This window comes from uncultured Pseudoxanthomonas sp., from assembly GCF_947498795.1.
Classification (GTDB): domain Bacteria; phylum Pseudomonadota; class Gammaproteobacteria; order Xanthomonadales; family Xanthomonadaceae; genus Pseudoxanthomonas_A.
Map to the genome: position 1 here is coordinate 1 of NZ_CANMLQ010000002.1, position 15,780 is coordinate 15,780.

Consider the following 15,780-nt stretch of genomic DNA (forward strand, 5'->3'; position numbering starts at 1 on the left):
CTCCTGGGGGCTGGGTTGGCTTCGCAACCCCCATCTTCCAGAGATGCCCCGGATGAACAACCTACCGAGAGATCACAGCTAGTCCGGTCCCCGCAGGGCATTCAACACGCCGTGGAGAGGTCGCCTCGCACGATACGGGCTCGACCGCTGTTGTTCATGATGACGCTGCTGGCCACGTGGCCGTCGTAGCAGATCCGGATGGTCAGATTGGTGCCGTAACTCATGCCGGTGGGCTGATAGCGGACCTGTCGGCGTCCCTGGGTCGAGATCATACGGATGAAGGGTGTTTCCGCCACGGTCTCGTTTCTGTAGATGTCGTCACCGTCGTCGGGCTGGCGATTGCCGTCCGGATCGCGGAAAGAGAGCCAATGACCTCCCCAGTCGGTGTCCTGTCGGCACGTGCCGGCGCCATCGCTGGGGCATACCACGATCGGCACGTTGTGGCTGATGGCCGTCATGCGCGCCGATGCGAAGTGGGACACCAACAGGTTCGCGGTCGCATTGGCTTGCTGTCGAGCCCGGAACTCCCTCATCGACGGCAGGCCGATGGCGACCATGAGCGCCAGGACGGAAAGGGTCACAGCGGTTTCCATCAGAGTGAAACCATGGATATGCAGGGTGGAGCCAATAGGACTCCTCCGGGCGGGAAGCGAGGGCATCCTTGCCATCGACAGCTCCTTTTGAATGGGGTGGGGTCAGGTTCGCGGTCGTTTGATCTGCTCGCCATCAGGTCCAGGCCTGTCCGCATGTAGGAATTCGCCGCGGCTCTCGTCACGCCCCCCTCGCTATACTCGTTCGCTTGCCTCTGGGTTGTGCACCATGACCGACCGTTTCCAGCTCGTTTCCCCCTACTCGCCGGCCGGCGACCAGCCGCGCGCCATCGAGAAGCTGGTGGAGAATTTCCAGGCCGGGCTGGCGAAGCAGACGCTGCTCGGCGTGACGGGCTCGGGCAAGACGTACACCATCGCCAACGTGGTGCAGCAGGTCCAGAAGCCGACGCTGATCATGGCGCCCAACAAGACGCTGGCGGCCCAGTTGTACGGCGAATTCAAGGCGTTCTTCCCGCACAACGCGGTGGAGTATTTCGTCAGCTATTACGACTACTACCAGCCCGAAGCGTACGTGCCATCCAGCGACACCTTCATCGAGAAGGACAGCTCGATCAACGAGCACATCGAACAGATGCGGCTGGCGGCGACCAAGACGCTGCTGTCGCGCCCCGATGCGTTGGTGGTGGCGACCGTCTCCGCGATCTACGGCCTGGGCGCGCCGGAAGACTACCTGTCGCTGCGGCTGATCCTGTCGGTGGGTGAGCGGATCGACCAGCGCGAGCTGATCCGCCACCTGACCCAACTGCAGTACACGCGGAATGAGTACGAGCTGCAGCGCGGCACGTTCCGCGTGCGTGGCGAGATCATCGACGTGCATCCGGCCGAAAGCGATGCCGAGGCCGTGCGGATCGAGCTGTTCGACGGCGAGGTCGAGGGCATCAGCCTGTTCGACCCGCTCACCGGCGAGTCGCTGCGCAAGCTGCAGCGGTACACGGTGTATCCCAAGACCCACTATGCGACGACCCGGGAGCGGGTGCTGGCGGCCATCGAGACGATCAAGATCGAGTTGAAGGACCGGCTGGAGCAGCTGTACGCACAGAACAAGCTGGTCGAGGCCCAGCGCCTGGCGCAGCGGACCCAGTTCGATGTGGAAATGATGGCCGAAGTCGGCTTCTGTTCCGGCATCGAGAACTACTCGCGCCACCTGACAGGGAAGGCCCCGGGCGAGCCGCCGCCCACGCTGTTCGACTACCTGCCGGCGGATGCGCTGTTGGTCATCGACGAATCGCACGTCACCATTCCGCAGATCGGCGCGATGTACAAGGGCGACCGGTCGCGCAAGGAGACGCTCGTGGAGTTCGGCTTCCGGTTGCCTTCGGCACTGGATAACCGCCCACTCCGCTTCGAGGAATGGGAGGCGCGTTCGCCCCGCAGCATCTATGTGTCCGCCACCCCGGGGCCGTATGAAATGCGCGAGTCCGCCGGCGAGGTCGTCGAACTCGTGGTGCGGCCCACCGGCCTGATCGACCCGGAAGTCGAGATCCGTCCCGTAGGCACGCAGGTCGACGACCTCCTGTCCCAGATCAACGAGCGCGTGGCGTGGGGCGACCGCGTCCTGGTCACCACGCTGACGAAGCGCATGGCGGAAAACCTGACCGAGTACCTGGGCGAGCACGGCATCAAGGTGCGCTACCTGCACTCGGACGTGGACACGGTGGAGCGCGTGGAGATCATCCGCGACCTGCGTCTGGGCAAGTTCGACGTACTGGTCGGCATCAACCTGCTGCGCGAGGGCCTGGACATGCCGGAGGTCTCGCTGGTCGCTATCCTCGATGCGGACAAGGAAGGATTCCTGCGCTCCACGGGCTCGTTGATCCAGACGATCGGCCGCGCCGCGCGCAACCTGCGCGGGAAGGCCATCCTGTACGCGGACAAGATGACCCGCTCGATGCAGGCGGCGATCGACGAGACCAGTCGTCGCCGGGAGAAGCAGGTGGAGTACAACCAGGAACATGGCATCACGCCGAAGTCCGTGGCGCGCCCCATCGTGGACATCCTGGAAGGTGCCCGCAGTGAGGCGGCCAACGAGGGCAAGACGGGCCGCGGCAAGGCGCGTCGCGTGGCGGAGGAACCTGCCGAGTACGGGGTGATGGATCCGGCCAAGGCAGTAGCGAAGATCAAGGCGCTGGAGCAGCAGATGTACCAGCACGCCCGCGACCTGGAGTTCGAGGACGCGGCCCGCCTTCGCGATCAGATCCAGCGCCTCAAGGCGGCCAGCCTGGGGGGGTGATGCATGCCCTGCTCGCAGCGGTTGTCGGCGACCCCGCTTCCGGGCTAGAATTCGCGCCCCTGCAAAGGGCAGACCGGGCGGTTAGCTCAGCGGTAGAGCACTACCTTGACATGGTAGGGGTCACAGGTTCGAACCCTGTACCGCCCACCACGCTCCCACAGCGTGGATTCCGGAGTTCTGGGGCCAGCCCGATGCGCCATCCGTATTCACGAGGTGGCTCGCGGAAACGCCGGCCGAGCGTGCGACATGAGCACTACCACCGCCTGAAGCTGGTATTGCCCGAGGCACTGCATCCCGTAGGCGCCCTCGTGGCGCTTTTTTCATGTCGTTCGTTCGTCCCTGAACACCAGCCCGGCCATCCATGGCCGGACTTTCCGATGCCAACGCCCTGTTCGCAGGCAACTGGATAGCCCAACCGATGATCACGATCACGCTCCCCGACGGCAGCCGCCGCGAGTTCGAGAATCCCGTCTCCGTCATGCAGGTGGCCCAGTCCATCGGCGCCGGCCTGGCCAAGGCCACCGTGGCCGGTGCCGTCGATGGCGTGCTGGTCGATGCCAGCGACATCATCGACCACGATGCCGCGCTGCGCATCATCACCCCGAAGGACGAAGAGGGCGTGGAGATCATCCGCCACTCCTGCGCGCACCTGGTCGGCCATGCGGTCAAGCAGCTGTATCCGGACGTGAAGATGGTGATCGGCCCGGTCATCGCCGAAGGCTTCTATTACGACATCTACAGCGAGCGCCCGTTCACGCCGGAAGACCTGGCGGCGGTCGAGCAGCGCATGCAGGAGCTGATCGCGCAGGACTACGACGTCATCAAGAAGATGACGCCGCGCGCCGAGGTGATCGACGTCTTCAAGGCACGTGGCGAGGAATACAAGCTGCGGCTGATCGAGGACATGGGTCCGGAGGTGACGGCCATGGGCCTGTACTACCACCAGGAATACGTGGACATGTGCCGCGGCCCGCACGTGCCCAACACGCGCTTCCTGAAGGCGTTCAAGCTGACCCGCATTTCCGGCGCCTACTGGCGCGGCGATGCCAAGAACGAGCAGCTTCAGCGCATCTACGGCACGGCCTGGGCCGACAAGAAGCAGCTGGAGGCCTACATCCAGCGTGTCGAGGAAGCCGAGAAGCGCGACCATCGCAAGATCGGCAAGCAGCAGGAGCTCTTCCACCTGCAGGAAGAGGCCCCGGGCCTGGTGTTCTGGCACCCGAAGGGCTGGGCCATCTGGCAGGTGGTCGAGCAGTACATGCGCAAGGTCTACCGCGACAGCGGGTACCAGGAAGTGCGCTGCCCGCAGATCCTCGACGTCGCTTTGTGGAAGAAGTCCGGCCACTGGGACAACTACAAGGAAAACATGTTCTTCAGCGAGTCGGAGAACCGCACCTACGCGGTCAAGCCGATGAACTGTCCCGGCCACGTGCAGGTGTTCAACCAGGGGCTGCACAGCTACCGCGACCTGCCGATCCGCTACGGCGAGTTCGGCGCCTGCCATCGCAACGAGCCGTCGGGCGCGCTGCACGGCATCCTGCGCGTGCGCGGCTTCACCCAGGACGACGGCCACATCTTCTGCACGGAAGACCAGATCGAGGCCGAGGTCACGGCGTTCCACCAGCAGGCGCTGAAGGTGTACTCGGACTTCGGTTTCGAAGACATCCAGATCAAGATCGCCCTGCGCCCCGATTCCCGCCTGGGCGACGACGCCACCTGGGACAAGGCCGAGGCCGCCCTGCGCGCCGCCCTGCGCAGCTGCGGGGTGGAGTGGCAGGAACTGCCGGGCGAGGGCGCCTTCTACGGCCCGAAGATCGAGTACCACCTGAAGGACGCCATCGGCCGGACCTGGCAGCTGGGCACGATGCAGGTGGACTTCATGATGCCGGGCCGCCTGGGCGCCGAGTACGTGGACGAGAACAGCCAGCGCCAGCACCCGGTCATGCTGCACCGGGCGATCGTGGGGTCGATGGAGCGCTTCATCGGCATCCTGATCGAGCACCATGCTGGTGCATTCCCGTCCTGGCTGGCCCCTCAGCAGGCCGTCGTGATGAATATCACCGACGCCCAGGCCGATTACGTGGCCGAGGTCAGGAAAACCCTTGCAAATCAAGGCTTCCGGGTGGCGGCCGATTTGCGGAACGAGAAGATCGGCTATAAGATTCGCGAGCACACGCTGCAGCGGGTGCCATACCTGCTGGTGGTCGGCGACCGCGAGAAGGAGAATGGCGCCATCGCCGTGCGTACGCGTTCCGGGGAAGACCTGGGCAGCATGTCCGTTGCCGCCTTCGCCGAACGCTTGCGCAGCGAGCACGCCGCGCAATAAGGTTCCGGTCCATCGCGGACCGGTGCACCCATCCCTGGAGACTGCAACATCAGCACCCCTGACAACAAGCAAAACCGCAAGAATCACGAGATCCGCGTGCCGCGGGTGCGCGTGATCGGTTCCGATGGCGAGATGATCGGCGTGCTTTCGCGCGACGAAGCCTTGGCCAAGGCGGAAGACGAAGGCCTGGACCTGGTCGAGATCCAGCCGAACGCCGAACCGCCCGTCTGCAAGATCATGGACTTCGGCAAGTTCAAGTTCGAAATGCAGAAAAAGGCCAACGAAGCCAAGAAGAAGACCAAGCAGGTCGAGATCAAGGAACTCAAGTTCCGTCCCGTCACCGACGAGGGCGACTACCAGATCAAGATGCGCAACATCCGCCGCTTCCTGGAAGAAGGCGACAAGGTCAAGGTCAACATCCGTTTCCGTGGCCGTGAGATGAGCCACCAGGAGCTGGGTCGCGAGATGGCCGCGCGCATCGAGGCCGAGTTGGGCGACGAGATCGTCATCGAGTCCCGTCCGCGCCTGGAAGGCCGTCAGATGGTCATGATGATCGCCCCCAAGAAGAAGTGATGTCAGCGGCTTGGCCGCTGACGCCTACTGTTCCCCTCGCCCCGCAAGCGTGGAGAGGGCAAAGGGTGAGGGGAAGGCGCCGCCAGGCGCCTTTCGCTTTTCCGCTAAGTGGCCGGATTTGCAAGAGAAAACAGCAGCGGGCATAATACGCGGCCCGGTACGCCGGGAGGCTGCTCGCAGCCGATGGACCCGTCGGGGGTTCCGTTCTGGAATCAACGACTTAAAAGCCGATATGGGCATGGATGGAAAGAGTGGCCTTTCAGTCTTCGCGGCGCAGCCGCAAAGCGTTGAAAGGGTGCCGCCCGGATCAGTGACATAAACCCGTCAAGGACATAGCAATGCCCAAGATCAAGACCCACCGGGCGGCGGCGAAGCGTTTTCGCAAGACCGCATCCGGCAAGTTCAAGGCTGGCCACGCCAACCGTAGCCACATCCTCACCAAGAAAGCGACCAAGCGTAAGCGCGGCCTGCGTGCGACGAATATCATTCGCGCCGAGGACAGCGGCCGTTTGAACCGCATGCTTCCCTACCTCTGAGGACTGAGACATGGCACGAGTTAAGCGTGGCGTGATGGCGCGTCGCCGTCACAAGAAGGTCCTCACCCTGGCCAAGGGCTACTACAACGCCCGTCGCAAGGTGTTCCGCGTCGCCAAGCAGGCGGTCATCAAGGCGCAGCAGTACGCCTACATCGGCCGCAAGCAGAAGAAGCGCAACTTCCGTTCGCTGTGGATCACGCGTATCAACGCGGCGGCCCGCATCAATGGCCTGAGCTACAGCCGCTTCATGAACGGCCTGCTGAAGGCTGGCATCACCCTGGACCGCAAGGTGCTGGCGGACATCGCCGTGCACGACGCGGCCGGTTTTGCGGCCCTGGCTGAAAAGGCGAAGGGCGCACTCGCGGCGTAAGCCGCGTCTCCACCGTAAAGCACTCCGGCAGTCGATCGCCGGAAACACGTGGGGAAGGGCGCGAGTCCTTCCCCATTGTTTTTTGTGGTTCTGCTTCTGTGGGAGCGACGTAAGTCGCGATGGGCGTTCCGTGCGCTTCATCGCGGCTTACGTCGCTCCCACGAGAAAACACCCTCTCATGGACATCCAATGAGCGATATCGAATCCCTGTCCACGCAAGCCCTGTCCGACATCGCAGCGGCGCAGTCGCCGGATGCGCTGGAGCAGTTGCGTGTCGCCCTGCTGGGCAAGAGCGGAAGCATCACCACCCAGCTGAAGCAACTGGGCGCGTTGCCCGCCGACCAGCGCAAGGCGGCGGGCGAAGCCATCAATCGTGCGCGTGATGCGATCGGCGACGCCTTGTCGATGCGCAAGTCCATACTGGAAGACGCCGCCCTCGATGCGCGCCTGGCGGGCGAGACCATCGACATCACCCTGCCGGGCCGCAACGGCACCCGCGGCGGCCTGCATCCGATCAGCCGTACGCTGGAGCGCATCGCCGACATCTTCGGCCGCCTGGGTTACGAGCTGGCCGACGGTCCCGAGATCGAGGACGACTGGCACAACTTCGAGGCGCTGAATTTCCCGCCGCACCATCCGGCGCGCGCCATGCACGACACGTTCTACTTCGGCGACGGCCGCCTGCTGCGCACGCATACCTCGGGTGTGCAGGTGCGCTACATGGACGCCCATCAGCCGCCGCTGCGCATGATCGCGGCGGGCAAGGTCTATCGCAGCGACAGCGACCAGACGCATTCGCCGATGTTCCACCAGGTCGAAGGCCTGCTGGTGGACGAGCACTCCACGTTCGCCGACCTCAAGGGCACGCTGGCCGAGTTCGTGCGCGCGTTCTTCGAGCGCGACTTCGAAATGCGTTTCCGCCCCAGCTACTTCCCCTTCGTCGAGCCGGGCGCGGAAGTCGACATCGCCTGGCAGCAGCCGGACGGCAGCACGCGCTGGCTGGAAGTGCTGGGCTGCGGCATGGTGCACCCGAACGTGCTGCGGAACTGCGGCATCGACCCAGAGCGCTATACCGGCTTCGCGTTCGGCCTGGGCGTGGAGCGCTTCGCGATGCTGCGCTACGGCGTCAACGACCTGCGCGCGTTCTTCGAGAACGACGTGCGGTTCCTGAAGCAGTTCGCGTAACGCGTCGCACCGCACGCACCCCTCGATATCTAAATCTTGAAGGCGGCGGGCCCGGACCCGCCCTACGGACAACGAACGATGAAGTTCTCTGAAAACTGGTTGCGCAGCCACGTTCCCACAGACGCCAGCCGCGATGAGCTGTCCGCAACGCTGACTGCCATCGGCCTGGAGGTCGAGGATGTCACGGTGCTGGGCGAGGGTCTGGAAAACGTCATCGTCGCGCGCATCGTCGAATGCGCGAAGCATCCCGAAGCCGATCGCCTGCAGGTCTGCCAGGTGGATGCGGGGCAGGGTGGTCTGCTGCAGATCGTCTGCGGCGCGCCGAACGCGCGCCCGGGTCTGATCGCGCCGCTGGCGATGGTCGGCGCCAATGTCGGCGGCATCGCCATCAAGGCGGCCAAGCTGCGGGGCGTGGAATCGAACGGCATGCTGTGCTCGGCCAAGGAACTCGGCATCGACGCCGATGCCTCCGGCCTGCTGGAACTGCCCGCCAACGCGCCCGTCGGCACGCCGGTCGCCGACTATCTTGGCCTGCCCGACGCCAGCATCGAGATCAAGCTGACGCCGAACCGCGCCGACTGCTTCAGCGTGCGCGGTATCGCGTACGACGTGGCGGCCTCGCTGGGCAGTGAAGTGAAGCCACTGGACGACGCGCCGGTGCCCGCGCAGAGCCCGGTAACGATGGAAGTTGCGCTGGAGGCCGGGGCGAAGGTGCCGCGCTTCGCCGGCCGCGTGATCGAAGGCGTCAACGCCCAGGCAGCTACCCCGGTATGGATGGCCGAACGCCTGCGCCGCAGCGGGGTGCGTCCGATCAGTTTCCTGGTCGACGTGACCCAGTACGTGATGCTCGAGCTGGGCCAGCCCATGCACGCCTTCGACAAGGACCGCCTGGTGGGCGGCATCGTCGTGCGTCCTGCGCGCGCTGAGGAGACCGTTGCCCTGCTCGATGGCCGCACGGCCGTGCTCGACGAGGATTTCCTGGTCGTTTCGGATGGACAGGGAGGCCATGGCGCGCGCGCCGTCGCGCTCGGCGGGATCATGGGCGGGCTCGATACACGGGTCACCGACGCCACGCGCAATGTCTTCCTCGAAGCCGCGCACTGGGTGCCGTCCGCCATCATCGGGCGCAGCCGCAAACTCGGCCTGCACACCGATGCCGGCCATCGCTTCGAGCGCGGCGTGGATCCGGAATTGCCGCGTATCGCGGTGGAATACGCCACGCGCCTGATACTGGATGTGGCCGGTGGCGTGCCCGGTCCGACCACCGAGGCCGTGCTTTCCGACCACCTGCCGCAGGCCGCCACCATCCTGCTGCGCCGCGCGCGCGTGGCACGCGTGCTGGGCGTGGACATTCCCGATGCCGAGATCGAACGCATCCTGCGTGCCCTTGGCCTGCAGGCGACCACGGTTGCGGAAGGCTGGCGCGTTGTTGCGCCGAGCCGGCGCTTCGATCTCGCCATCGAAGAGGACCTGATCGAGGAACTGGCGCGCATCCACGGCTATGACCGCGTGCCGACCACGCTGCCCGGCGGCGCGACCCGCATCGCGGCACCCAGCGAGACGCTGGTCGAACCGGCTGTCGTGCGTCGCCAACTGGCCGCGCGCGACTATTTCGAGACCGTCAATTTCGCGTTCGTCGACGCCCAGTGGCTTTCGCGCTGGGGCGCCGCCGAGGGCGCGGTGCCGTTGGCCAACCCGCTCAGCGCGGAACTGGCGATCATGCGCACGCAGCTGCTGCCCGGTGTCGTGGCGGCGCTGCAGCGCAACGCCGCGCGCCAGGCGGGACGCGTGCGCCTGTTCGAGATCGGCAATGTGTTCCACGCGCCGGCCCGCCCCAGCGACGCGCCGGTCGAAACGCTGCGCATCGCCGCGGCCGTCAGCGGCGAAGCGCTCGCCGAGCAGTGGGGCGTGCCGGCGCGTAAGGTCGACTTCCATGACCTCAAGGGCGATCTGGAGAGCGTCGCATCGCTGGCAGGCGCGAGCCTCGAGTTCCGTCCCTCGAACGCCGTCCATGCGCACCCGGGCCGGTCCGCCGACGTCTACCGAGAGGGTGCGCGCCTGGGCTGGATCGGGCAATTGCATCCGCGCCTTCAGCGCGGTCTGGACCTGGACGCGGATGTGTTCGCGTTCGAGCTGGACCTCGCCCCGTTGAGCGTCCGTGACCTGCCGCGTGCGGGGGAGCTGTCGCGCTACCCGTCCGTCCGCCGCGACCTCGCGTTCGTCGTCCCGGAGACGGTGTCCTGGGCGGCGCTCGCCGCCACCGCGAAAGCGGCGGCGGGGCCGTTGCTGCGGGACGTGCAGCTGTTCGACCGCTACGTGGGACAAGGGGTCGAATCCGGTCAAAAGAGTCTCGCTATGGGCTTGATTTTGCAGGACAACTCACGCACTCTCACTGAGAGCGAGGTGGCGCAGGTCGTGGCCGCCGTGGTCACCGCGATCGACGCCGCGCATGGCGCGAAGATCCGCGGATGAAGCGTGTGAAGGCAGTGGCTGGGCCGGTGACGGCCGCAATGGGGATGCAGTAATCCATGGCTTTGACGAAGGCGGAAATGGCCGAACGTCTGTTCGACGAGGTCGGCCTGAACAAGCGCGAGGCGAAGGAATTCGTCGATGCGTACTTCGACGTGCTGCGCGAGGCGCTGGAGCAGGGTCGGCAGGTGAAGCTGTCCGGGTTCGGCAATTTCGACCTGCGGCGCAAGAACCAGCGTCCGGGCCGCAATCCCAAGACCGGTGAAGAGATCCCGATCTCGGCGCGGACCGTGGTGACGTTCCGGCCGGGGCAGAAACTCAAGGAGCGGGTGGAAACGTATGCTGGATCCGGGCAGTAACCGCGAGCTTCCGCCGATTCCGGCCAAGCGCTACTTCACCATCGGTGAAGTGAGCGAGCTGTGCGACGTGAAGCCGCACGTGCTGCGTTACTGGGAGACCGAGTTCCCTAGCCTGGAGCCCGCCAAGCGTCGCGGCAACCGCCGTTACTACCAGCGCCATGACGTGCTGATGGTGCGCCAGATCCGCGGCCTGCTGTACGAACAGGGCTACACCATCGGCGGCGCGCGCCTGCGCCTCGAGGGTGAGGGCGCCAAGCAGGAATCGGCGATGAGCGCGCAGATCGTGCGCCAGGTGCGGATGGAGCTGGAGGAAATCCTCCAGTTGCTCCGCCGGTGAGGCATGGCGGCGCTCCTGCTGGGAGTCGCCGAAGAATTCCGGCTATAATGCGCGGCCCGTCGCAAGGCGGGCCGATCCGCGAGATTCGGGGCGTAGCGCAGCCTGGTAGCGCATCTGCCTGGGGGGCAGAGGGTCGTCGGTTCAAATCCGGCCGTCCCGACCAATCGCGGTTCGACATCAAGCCTGCGCACATGCGTGGGCTTTTTTGTGCCCGTCGTCCGCCGCCGTGCAGGATGGCCCACGGTTATCACGCGCAGGACCGACCATGCCTTCGATGACCGATGCCCTGATCCGTGACCTGCAACTGGCGCCGCATCCGGAAGGAGGCTACTTCCGGCGCGTCTACGAGTCCGCCAAGCGCACCGAGGTCAACGGAATCGAGCGGCCCGCGCTGACCGCCATCAAGTTCCTGCTGCCGGAAGGCGTGGTGACCCGCTGGCACCGCGTCGACGCGACCGAGGTCTGGGACTGGCACGACGGCAGTCCGATGGAACTGTCGATGTTCGATCCCGACCAGCGCACCCTGACGCGGGTCCAGCTGGACACCTCCGCGCGGGGCGGGCAATCCAACCAGGTCGTGCCGGCCGGCGTGTGGCAAAGCGCACGTTCGCTGGGCGCTTTTACGCTGGTCGATTGTTCGGTATCGCCGGGTTTCAGCTGGCAGGGGTTCGAGCTGATGCAAAGCGGCAGCGAGGTAGCGCGGACGCTGCGGGAGGCGGGCGGCAAGGTCGCCTGAACGATTCCCCGCCCGGCTGCGCGGCACTGCATGCCGGTTCGCTTGGGCACGGGCACACTCGCGACTCTTCCACATGGAGTCGCCAGGATGCGTCTGTCGTTCAACCGAGTGCTGCTTTGCCTGTCGCTGTCACTGATGCCGGGTATCGCCATCGCGCAGGATGCGGGAGCGACCGGTGCGGACACGGTCGTGGTGGACGAAAAAGGCGTGATCGACATGGAGGCGGTCGTCGTCTCCGGTATGCAGCCGGGGCCGGGTCTTTGGAAGGTGCGCCATGGCGACCATCTGCTTTATCTGCTGGGTACCCAGTCGCCGCTCCCCAAGGGCATGACGTGGCGATCGGACGAAGTGACGCAGGTGTTGCTGCTGGCGGATGAGGTCCTCGGTCCGCCAGGCGTGACGGTCAATGCCGATGTCGGATTCTTCCGCGGCCTGTCGATGCTGCCCTCGGCGCTGAAGGCCGCCAAGAATCCTGATGGCGAAAAGCTGCAGGACGTCCTTCCGCCGGAACTGTACGCGCGCTGGTCCGTGCTGAAGCAGCGCTACATGGGGCGCGACGGCGGCGTCGAGAAGAAGCGTCCCCTGATTGCGGTCTACGAACTCTATGGCAAGGCCCTGTCCCGCAGCGGCCTGCAGAATGCCGGCGGCGTCGTCACCCCGGTAATCGAGGGCGCGCTGAAGGCGCGTGGCATGAAGCGCACGCCGACCCAGCTGAAGATCACCCTGGAAGACCCCAAGGGCGCCCTGGCGGACTTCCGCAAGGAGACGTTGAAGCCGCAGGACCTGGCGTGCTTTCGGAAGACGCTCGATCTGATCGAACACGAACTCCCCCAATCCGCAGCCAGCGCGCGCGCCTGGGCGGTGGGCGACTGGACGGCCATCCGCAATGGAGCCCGGGCCGACGAGCGCGCCGCCTGCGAGTCGGCGTGGTTCGACACCGACACGGCACGCAAGCACGGCGTCCGCGATATCGACGCCCGCGTGCGTGCGAAGTGGCTCGAGATGGCGGACGCCTCCCTGCGCAAGAACCGCATCACCTTCGCCACGCTGTCGGTATGGGATCTGGTGAAGCCCGACGGCTATCTCGCGGCGCTGCAGGCGCGGGGCTACACGGTGGAAGCGCCGGAGTAACGCGCGCTGCGCGGGACCAGCGACACTGCACCTCGCGGCGCGGCTTCAGCCCGCCGCGGTCATCGGTGTCTGCGTGGCCGCGAGTACAGGCCAGCGCTTCAGCACGCTGGCGCGGATGCCGCTGGCATCGATGCCGGCTTCGGCCAACAGATCCTCACGGCTGGCGTGGTGCTGGAATTCGTCCGGCAGGCCCAGGTGGAGCACGGGCAGCGAGATGCCTTCGGCGTTCAGCAGTTCGGCGACGCCGGACCCTGCGCCGCCCATCACCACGTTGTCCTCGACGGTGACGAAGCCCTGGTGGGTCTTCGCCAGCTCGAGAATCAGGTCGCGGTCCAGCGGCTTCACGAAGCGCATGTTCACCACGGTCAGGCCCAGCTCGCGACCGACCTGTTCTGCAGCGGCAGCGGTGGATCCGAACGCAAGCAGCGCCACGCGGTTGCCGCGCACGCGAAGGTCCGCTTTGCCGATCGGCAGGGTATCCAGCGTCGTCTGCAGCGCTACGCCGGGGCCGGTGCCGCGCGGGTAGCGCACGGCGGCCGGGCCATTGAAGTGGTAGCCCGTGCTCAGCATCTGCCGGCATTCGTTCTCGTCCGCCGGCGCCATCACGACCATGTGCGGCACGCAACGCAGGTAGCTCAGGTCCAGGTTGCCGGCATGCGTGGCCCCGTCCGGGCCGACCACACCGCCTCGATCGATCGCGAACAGTACGTCCAGCTTCTGGATCGCCACGTCGTGCACCAACTGGTCGTAACCGCGCTGCAGGAAGGTCGAATAGATCGCGACCACCGGCTTGCTGCCCTCGCACGCCATGCCCGCCGCGAGCGTCACGGCGTGCTGCTCGGCGATGGCGACGTCGAAGTAACGCTCGGGATATTCCTTGCTGAAGCGCACCAGGCCGGAGCCTTCGCGCATTGCCGGGGTGATGCCCAGCAGCTTGGGTTCGGCGGCCGCCATGTCGCACAGCCAGTCGCTGAAAATGTCGGTGTAGGTGGGCTTCTTCGTACCCCCCTTGCTGACCAGGCCTTTCTCGGGATCGAACGGACCCACGGCGTGGTAACCGATCTGGTCACCCTCGGCCAGTTCGTATCCCTTGCCCTTGGTGGTCAGGATGTGGAGCAGTTGCGGACCCTTGAGGGTCTTGAGCGTCTTCAGCGCGCCGACGAGGGCTTCGACATCATGGCCGTCGATCGGACCGGTGTAGTGGAAGCCCATCTGTTCGAACAGCGTGGACGGCACGAACATGCCTTTCCAGTGTTCTTCCCAGCGGCGCATGAATCGGGCCGGCGGCTTCTTCTTGTCGCCCAGCAGTTTCTTGCCGCCTTCGCGCAATGCGTTGAGCGTGCGGCTGCTGCTCAGCCGGCCCAGCATCTTGGTCAGGCCGCCGACGTTCTCGGAGATCGACATCTGGTTGTCGTTGAGGATCACCAGAAGGTTGGGCTCGGGCTCCATGCCGCCGGCATGGTTCAGCGCTTCGAAGGCCATGCCGGCCGTCATCGCGCCGTCGCCGATCACCGCCACGACCTTGCGGTCGTCGCCCTGCTGCTGCAGCGCGATCGCCATGCCTAGCGCGGCGGAGATCGACGTGGACGAATGGCCCACGCCGAACGTGTCGTACTCGCTTTCGTCGCGCTTCGGGAACGGCGCGACGCCGTCCTTCTGCTTGACCGTGTGGATGGTGTCGCGTCGGCCGGTCAGGATCTTGTGCGGATAGGTCTGGTGGCCGACGTCCCACACCAGGCGGTCGCGCGGTGTATCGAACAGGTAGTGCAGGGCGACCGTCAGTTCTATCACGCCCAGGCCGGCGCCGAAGTGTCCGCCGCTCTTGCCCACCGACTCGATCAGGTAGCCCCGCAGCTCCTCGGCGATGGCAGGCAGTTCGGATTCGTCGAACTGGCGCAGGTCGGCCGGAACGTGGATGCGTGAAAGGCGGGGATAGCGGTCGGGGGCGATCATCGGCAGCAGGCTTCTTCTGAGGCGTCATTGTCCCCCCCTGATGTGAAGTGGGGCAAGCAAGCGCGTGAAGCCGGCGTGGGGTCCCCCACGGCGGTTCAGGAAGGTCGTGGCGAGGGTCGGGCAGGCATCATCCCTGCGTTCCTCGCCAGCGGGTGCGTCAGGGCGTCCCCGGGTCGGGCAGCATGGCCGCGTGCGCTTGCGATCGACCTCTCGTGGTTCGCGTCGGCGACCGCCTGTCCGCGCGTGTGGGCCGGGCATGCTGCCCGTGAATCAAGCGGACAGCTTGGACTTCTTCGGCAGCTGGGCCTTCAGGAAGGCCATCTGGTCGGCCAGGATGTTGCGGTTCGAGAGGATCAGGTGCTCGATCCAGCTCGGCCGGTACGGCACCGCGAGCAACGGCATGTGCGCCTGTTGCGGGGTGCGGTTGCTCTTGCGGGAGTTGCAGTGGAAGCAGGCCGTCACCACGTTTTCCCAGATGTCCTTGCCGCCCTTGGACAGGGGCAGCACGTGGTCGCGGGTCAGGTGGGGGCGCGCGTACTCATGCCCGCAGTACAGGCACAGATGGGCATCGCGGGCGAACAGCGCGGTGTTGGTGAGCGTCGGCGTGGGCGACAGGGCATGCGCGCGGGCATGGCCGCGCGAGGCCACGATCGGGTGCAGTTCGATCAGGCTCTGCTCGCCGGTCAGCCGGGAGACGCCGCCGTGCACATGCAGGCAGGGGTCGCCCAGCGTCCATGCGACTGCACCGCGCGCGTACAGACAGGTTGCGTCCTGCCAGTTGATCCAGTCCAGCACGCGGCCATGCGCATCCAGCGACAGCAGTCGCAGGGCGGCGGGGTGGGGACGGGGGGACGACGGAGACGGAACCGGCGAGGAAAGAGAACCGGTCTGTACCAGGTGAAGCTGAGCTCTGTCTGCTTCCATGGAGAAGCAGGTTATACCCAAATGTTGACGAAATGTGTAT

At 65.8% G+C, this 15,780-nt stretch carries 14 protein-coding genes and 2 tRNA genes; 13 read left to right on the top strand and 3 right to left on the bottom strand.

The features are described from left to right. Positions 1–101: 101 nt before the first annotated feature. A complete protein-coding gene (locus tag Q0907_RS06260; RefSeq protein ID WP_299342674.1) occupies positions 102–668 on the bottom strand; it encodes a GspH/FimT family pseudopilin in 567 nt (188 codons plus the stop codon). A gap of 151 nt (positions 669–819) precedes the next feature. Between Q0907_RS06260 and uvrB the strand changes: the two genes are divergently transcribed. The 13 genes from uvrB to Q0907_RS06325 all read left to right on the top strand — a co-directional run bounded on the left by uvrB (position 820) and on the right by Q0907_RS06325 (position 12,863). Continuing rightward, positions 820–2,841 carry an excinuclease ABC subunit UvrB gene (gene uvrB / locus Q0907_RS06265; RefSeq protein WP_299342676.1) on the top strand — a complete coding sequence of 674 codons (2,022 nt, stop codon included), beginning with the start codon at positions 820–822 and terminating at the stop codon, positions 2,839–2,841. A gap of 75 nt (positions 2,842–2,916) precedes the next feature. Then, a tRNA-Val gene (locus Q0907_RS06270) sits at positions 2,917–2,991 on the top strand. 268 nt (positions 2,992–3,259) lie between these two features. Beyond that, a complete protein-coding gene (gene thrS, locus Q0907_RS06275) occupies positions 3,260–5,167 on the top strand; it encodes a threonine--tRNA ligase (RefSeq protein ID WP_299343812.1) in 1,908 nt (635 codons plus the stop codon). Between the two features lie 48 nt (positions 5,168–5,215). Then, a complete protein-coding gene (infC, locus tag Q0907_RS06280) occupies positions 5,216–5,740 on the top strand; it encodes a translation initiation factor IF-3 (RefSeq protein ID WP_299343815.1) in 525 nt (174 codons plus the stop codon). 338 nt (positions 5,741–6,078) lie between these two features. Continuing rightward, on the top strand, positions 6,079–6,276 hold the full coding sequence (rpmI, locus tag Q0907_RS06285; protein ID WP_014160066.1) for a 50S ribosomal protein L35: 198 nt from the start codon (positions 6,079–6,081) through the stop codon (positions 6,274–6,276). A 10-nt stretch (positions 6,277–6,286) separates the two neighbouring features. Next, the gene (gene rplT / locus Q0907_RS06290; RefSeq protein ID WP_299342678.1) at positions 6,287–6,646 is read left to right on the top strand and encodes a 50S ribosomal protein L20; all 360 of its coding nucleotides are present in this window, start codon (positions 6,287–6,289) and stop codon (positions 6,644–6,646) included. A 189-nt stretch (positions 6,647–6,835) separates the two neighbouring features. After that, positions 6,836–7,831 carry a phenylalanine--tRNA ligase subunit alpha gene (pheS, locus tag Q0907_RS06295; RefSeq protein ID WP_299342680.1) on the top strand — a complete coding sequence of 332 codons (996 nt, stop codon included), beginning with the start codon at positions 6,836–6,838 and terminating at the stop codon, positions 7,829–7,831. 78 nt (positions 7,832–7,909) lie between these two features. Beyond that, a complete protein-coding gene (pheT, locus tag Q0907_RS06300; protein WP_299342682.1) occupies positions 7,910–10,303 on the top strand; it encodes a phenylalanine--tRNA ligase subunit beta in 2,394 nt (797 codons plus the stop codon). Positions 10,304–10,359: 56 nt separating this feature from the next. Further along, the gene (locus Q0907_RS06305; protein ID WP_055936063.1) at positions 10,360–10,659 is read left to right on the top strand and encodes an integration host factor subunit alpha; all 300 of its coding nucleotides are present in this window, start codon (positions 10,360–10,362) and stop codon (positions 10,657–10,659) included. Further along, entirely contained in the window at positions 10,640–10,996 is a 357-nt protein-coding gene (locus Q0907_RS06310; RefSeq protein ID WP_055936060.1) for a MerR family transcriptional regulator, read from the top strand. The genes Q0907_RS06305 and Q0907_RS06310 overlap by 20 nt, the downstream gene beginning before the upstream one ends. 86 nt (positions 10,997–11,082) lie before the next feature. Then, positions 11,083–11,159, top strand: a tRNA-Pro gene (locus tag Q0907_RS06315). A 102-nt stretch (positions 11,160–11,261) separates the two neighbouring features. Then, positions 11,262–11,732, top strand: a complete 471-nt coding sequence (locus tag Q0907_RS06320) for a cupin domain-containing protein (protein ID WP_299342684.1) — start codon at positions 11,262–11,264, stop codon at positions 11,730–11,732. A gap of 87 nt (positions 11,733–11,819) precedes the next feature. Beyond that, complete coding sequence (locus Q0907_RS06325) at positions 11,820–12,863, top strand: TraB/GumN family protein (protein ID WP_299342686.1); 1,044 nt, start codon at positions 11,820–11,822, stop codon at positions 12,861–12,863. 45 nt (positions 12,864–12,908) lie between these two features. Here Q0907_RS06325 and dxs read toward each other — a convergent pair whose 3' ends face one another. Continuing rightward, positions 12,909–14,816 carry a 1-deoxy-D-xylulose-5-phosphate synthase gene (gene dxs / locus Q0907_RS06330; RefSeq protein ID WP_299342687.1) on the bottom strand — a complete coding sequence of 636 codons (1,908 nt, stop codon included), beginning with the start codon at positions 14,814–14,816 and terminating at the stop codon, positions 12,909–12,911. A 270-nt stretch (positions 14,817–15,086) separates the two neighbouring features. Continuing rightward, on the bottom strand, positions 15,087–15,740 hold the full coding sequence (locus Q0907_RS06335) for an HNH endonuclease (RefSeq protein WP_299342689.1): 654 nt from the start codon (positions 15,738–15,740) through the stop codon (positions 15,087–15,089). Positions 15,741–15,780: the final 40 nt, after the last annotated feature.

Excerpts from the sequence above, each read along its gene's own strand:
- rplT (WP_299342678.1), top strand. The coding sequence starts at position 6,287 with ATGGCACGAGTTAAGCGTGGCGTGATGGCGCGTCGCCGTCACAAGAAG.
- rpmI (WP_014160066.1), top strand. The coding sequence starts at position 6,079 with ATGCCCAAGATCAAGACCCACCGGGCGGCGGCGAAGCGTTTTCGCAAG.
- Q0907_RS06310 (WP_055936060.1), top strand. The coding sequence starts at position 10,640 with ATGCTGGATCCGGGCAGTAACCGCGAGCTTCCGCCGATTCCGGCCAAG.
- uvrB (WP_299342676.1), top strand. The coding sequence starts at position 820 with ATGACCGACCGTTTCCAGCTCGTTTCCCCCTACTCGCCGGCCGGCGAC.
- Q0907_RS06260 (WP_299342674.1), bottom strand. The coding sequence starts at position 668 with ATGGCAAGGATGCCCTCGCTTCCCGCCCGGAGGAGTCCTATTGGCTCC.
- Q0907_RS06320 (WP_299342684.1), top strand. The coding sequence starts at position 11,262 with ATGCCTTCGATGACCGATGCCCTGATCCGTGACCTGCAACTGGCGCCG.
- Q0907_RS06335 (WP_299342689.1), bottom strand. The coding sequence starts at position 15,740 with ATGGAAGCAGACAGAGCTCAGCTTCACCTGGTACAGACCGGTTCTCTT.
- pheT (WP_299342682.1), top strand. The coding sequence starts at position 7,910 with ATGAAGTTCTCTGAAAACTGGTTGCGCAGCCACGTTCCCACAGACGCC.
- thrS (WP_299343812.1), top strand. The coding sequence starts at position 3,260 with ATGATCACGATCACGCTCCCCGACGGCAGCCGCCGCGAGTTCGAGAAT.
- dxs (WP_299342687.1), bottom strand. The coding sequence starts at position 14,816 with ATGATCGCCCCCGACCGCTATCCCCGCCTTTCACGCATCCACGTTCCG.
- Q0907_RS06325 (WP_299342686.1), top strand. The coding sequence starts at position 11,820 with ATGCGTCTGTCGTTCAACCGAGTGCTGCTTTGCCTGTCGCTGTCACTG.
- pheS (WP_299342680.1), top strand. The coding sequence starts at position 6,836 with ATGAGCGATATCGAATCCCTGTCCACGCAAGCCCTGTCCGACATCGCA.
- Q0907_RS06305 (WP_055936063.1), top strand. The coding sequence starts at position 10,360 with ATGGCTTTGACGAAGGCGGAAATGGCCGAACGTCTGTTCGACGAGGTC.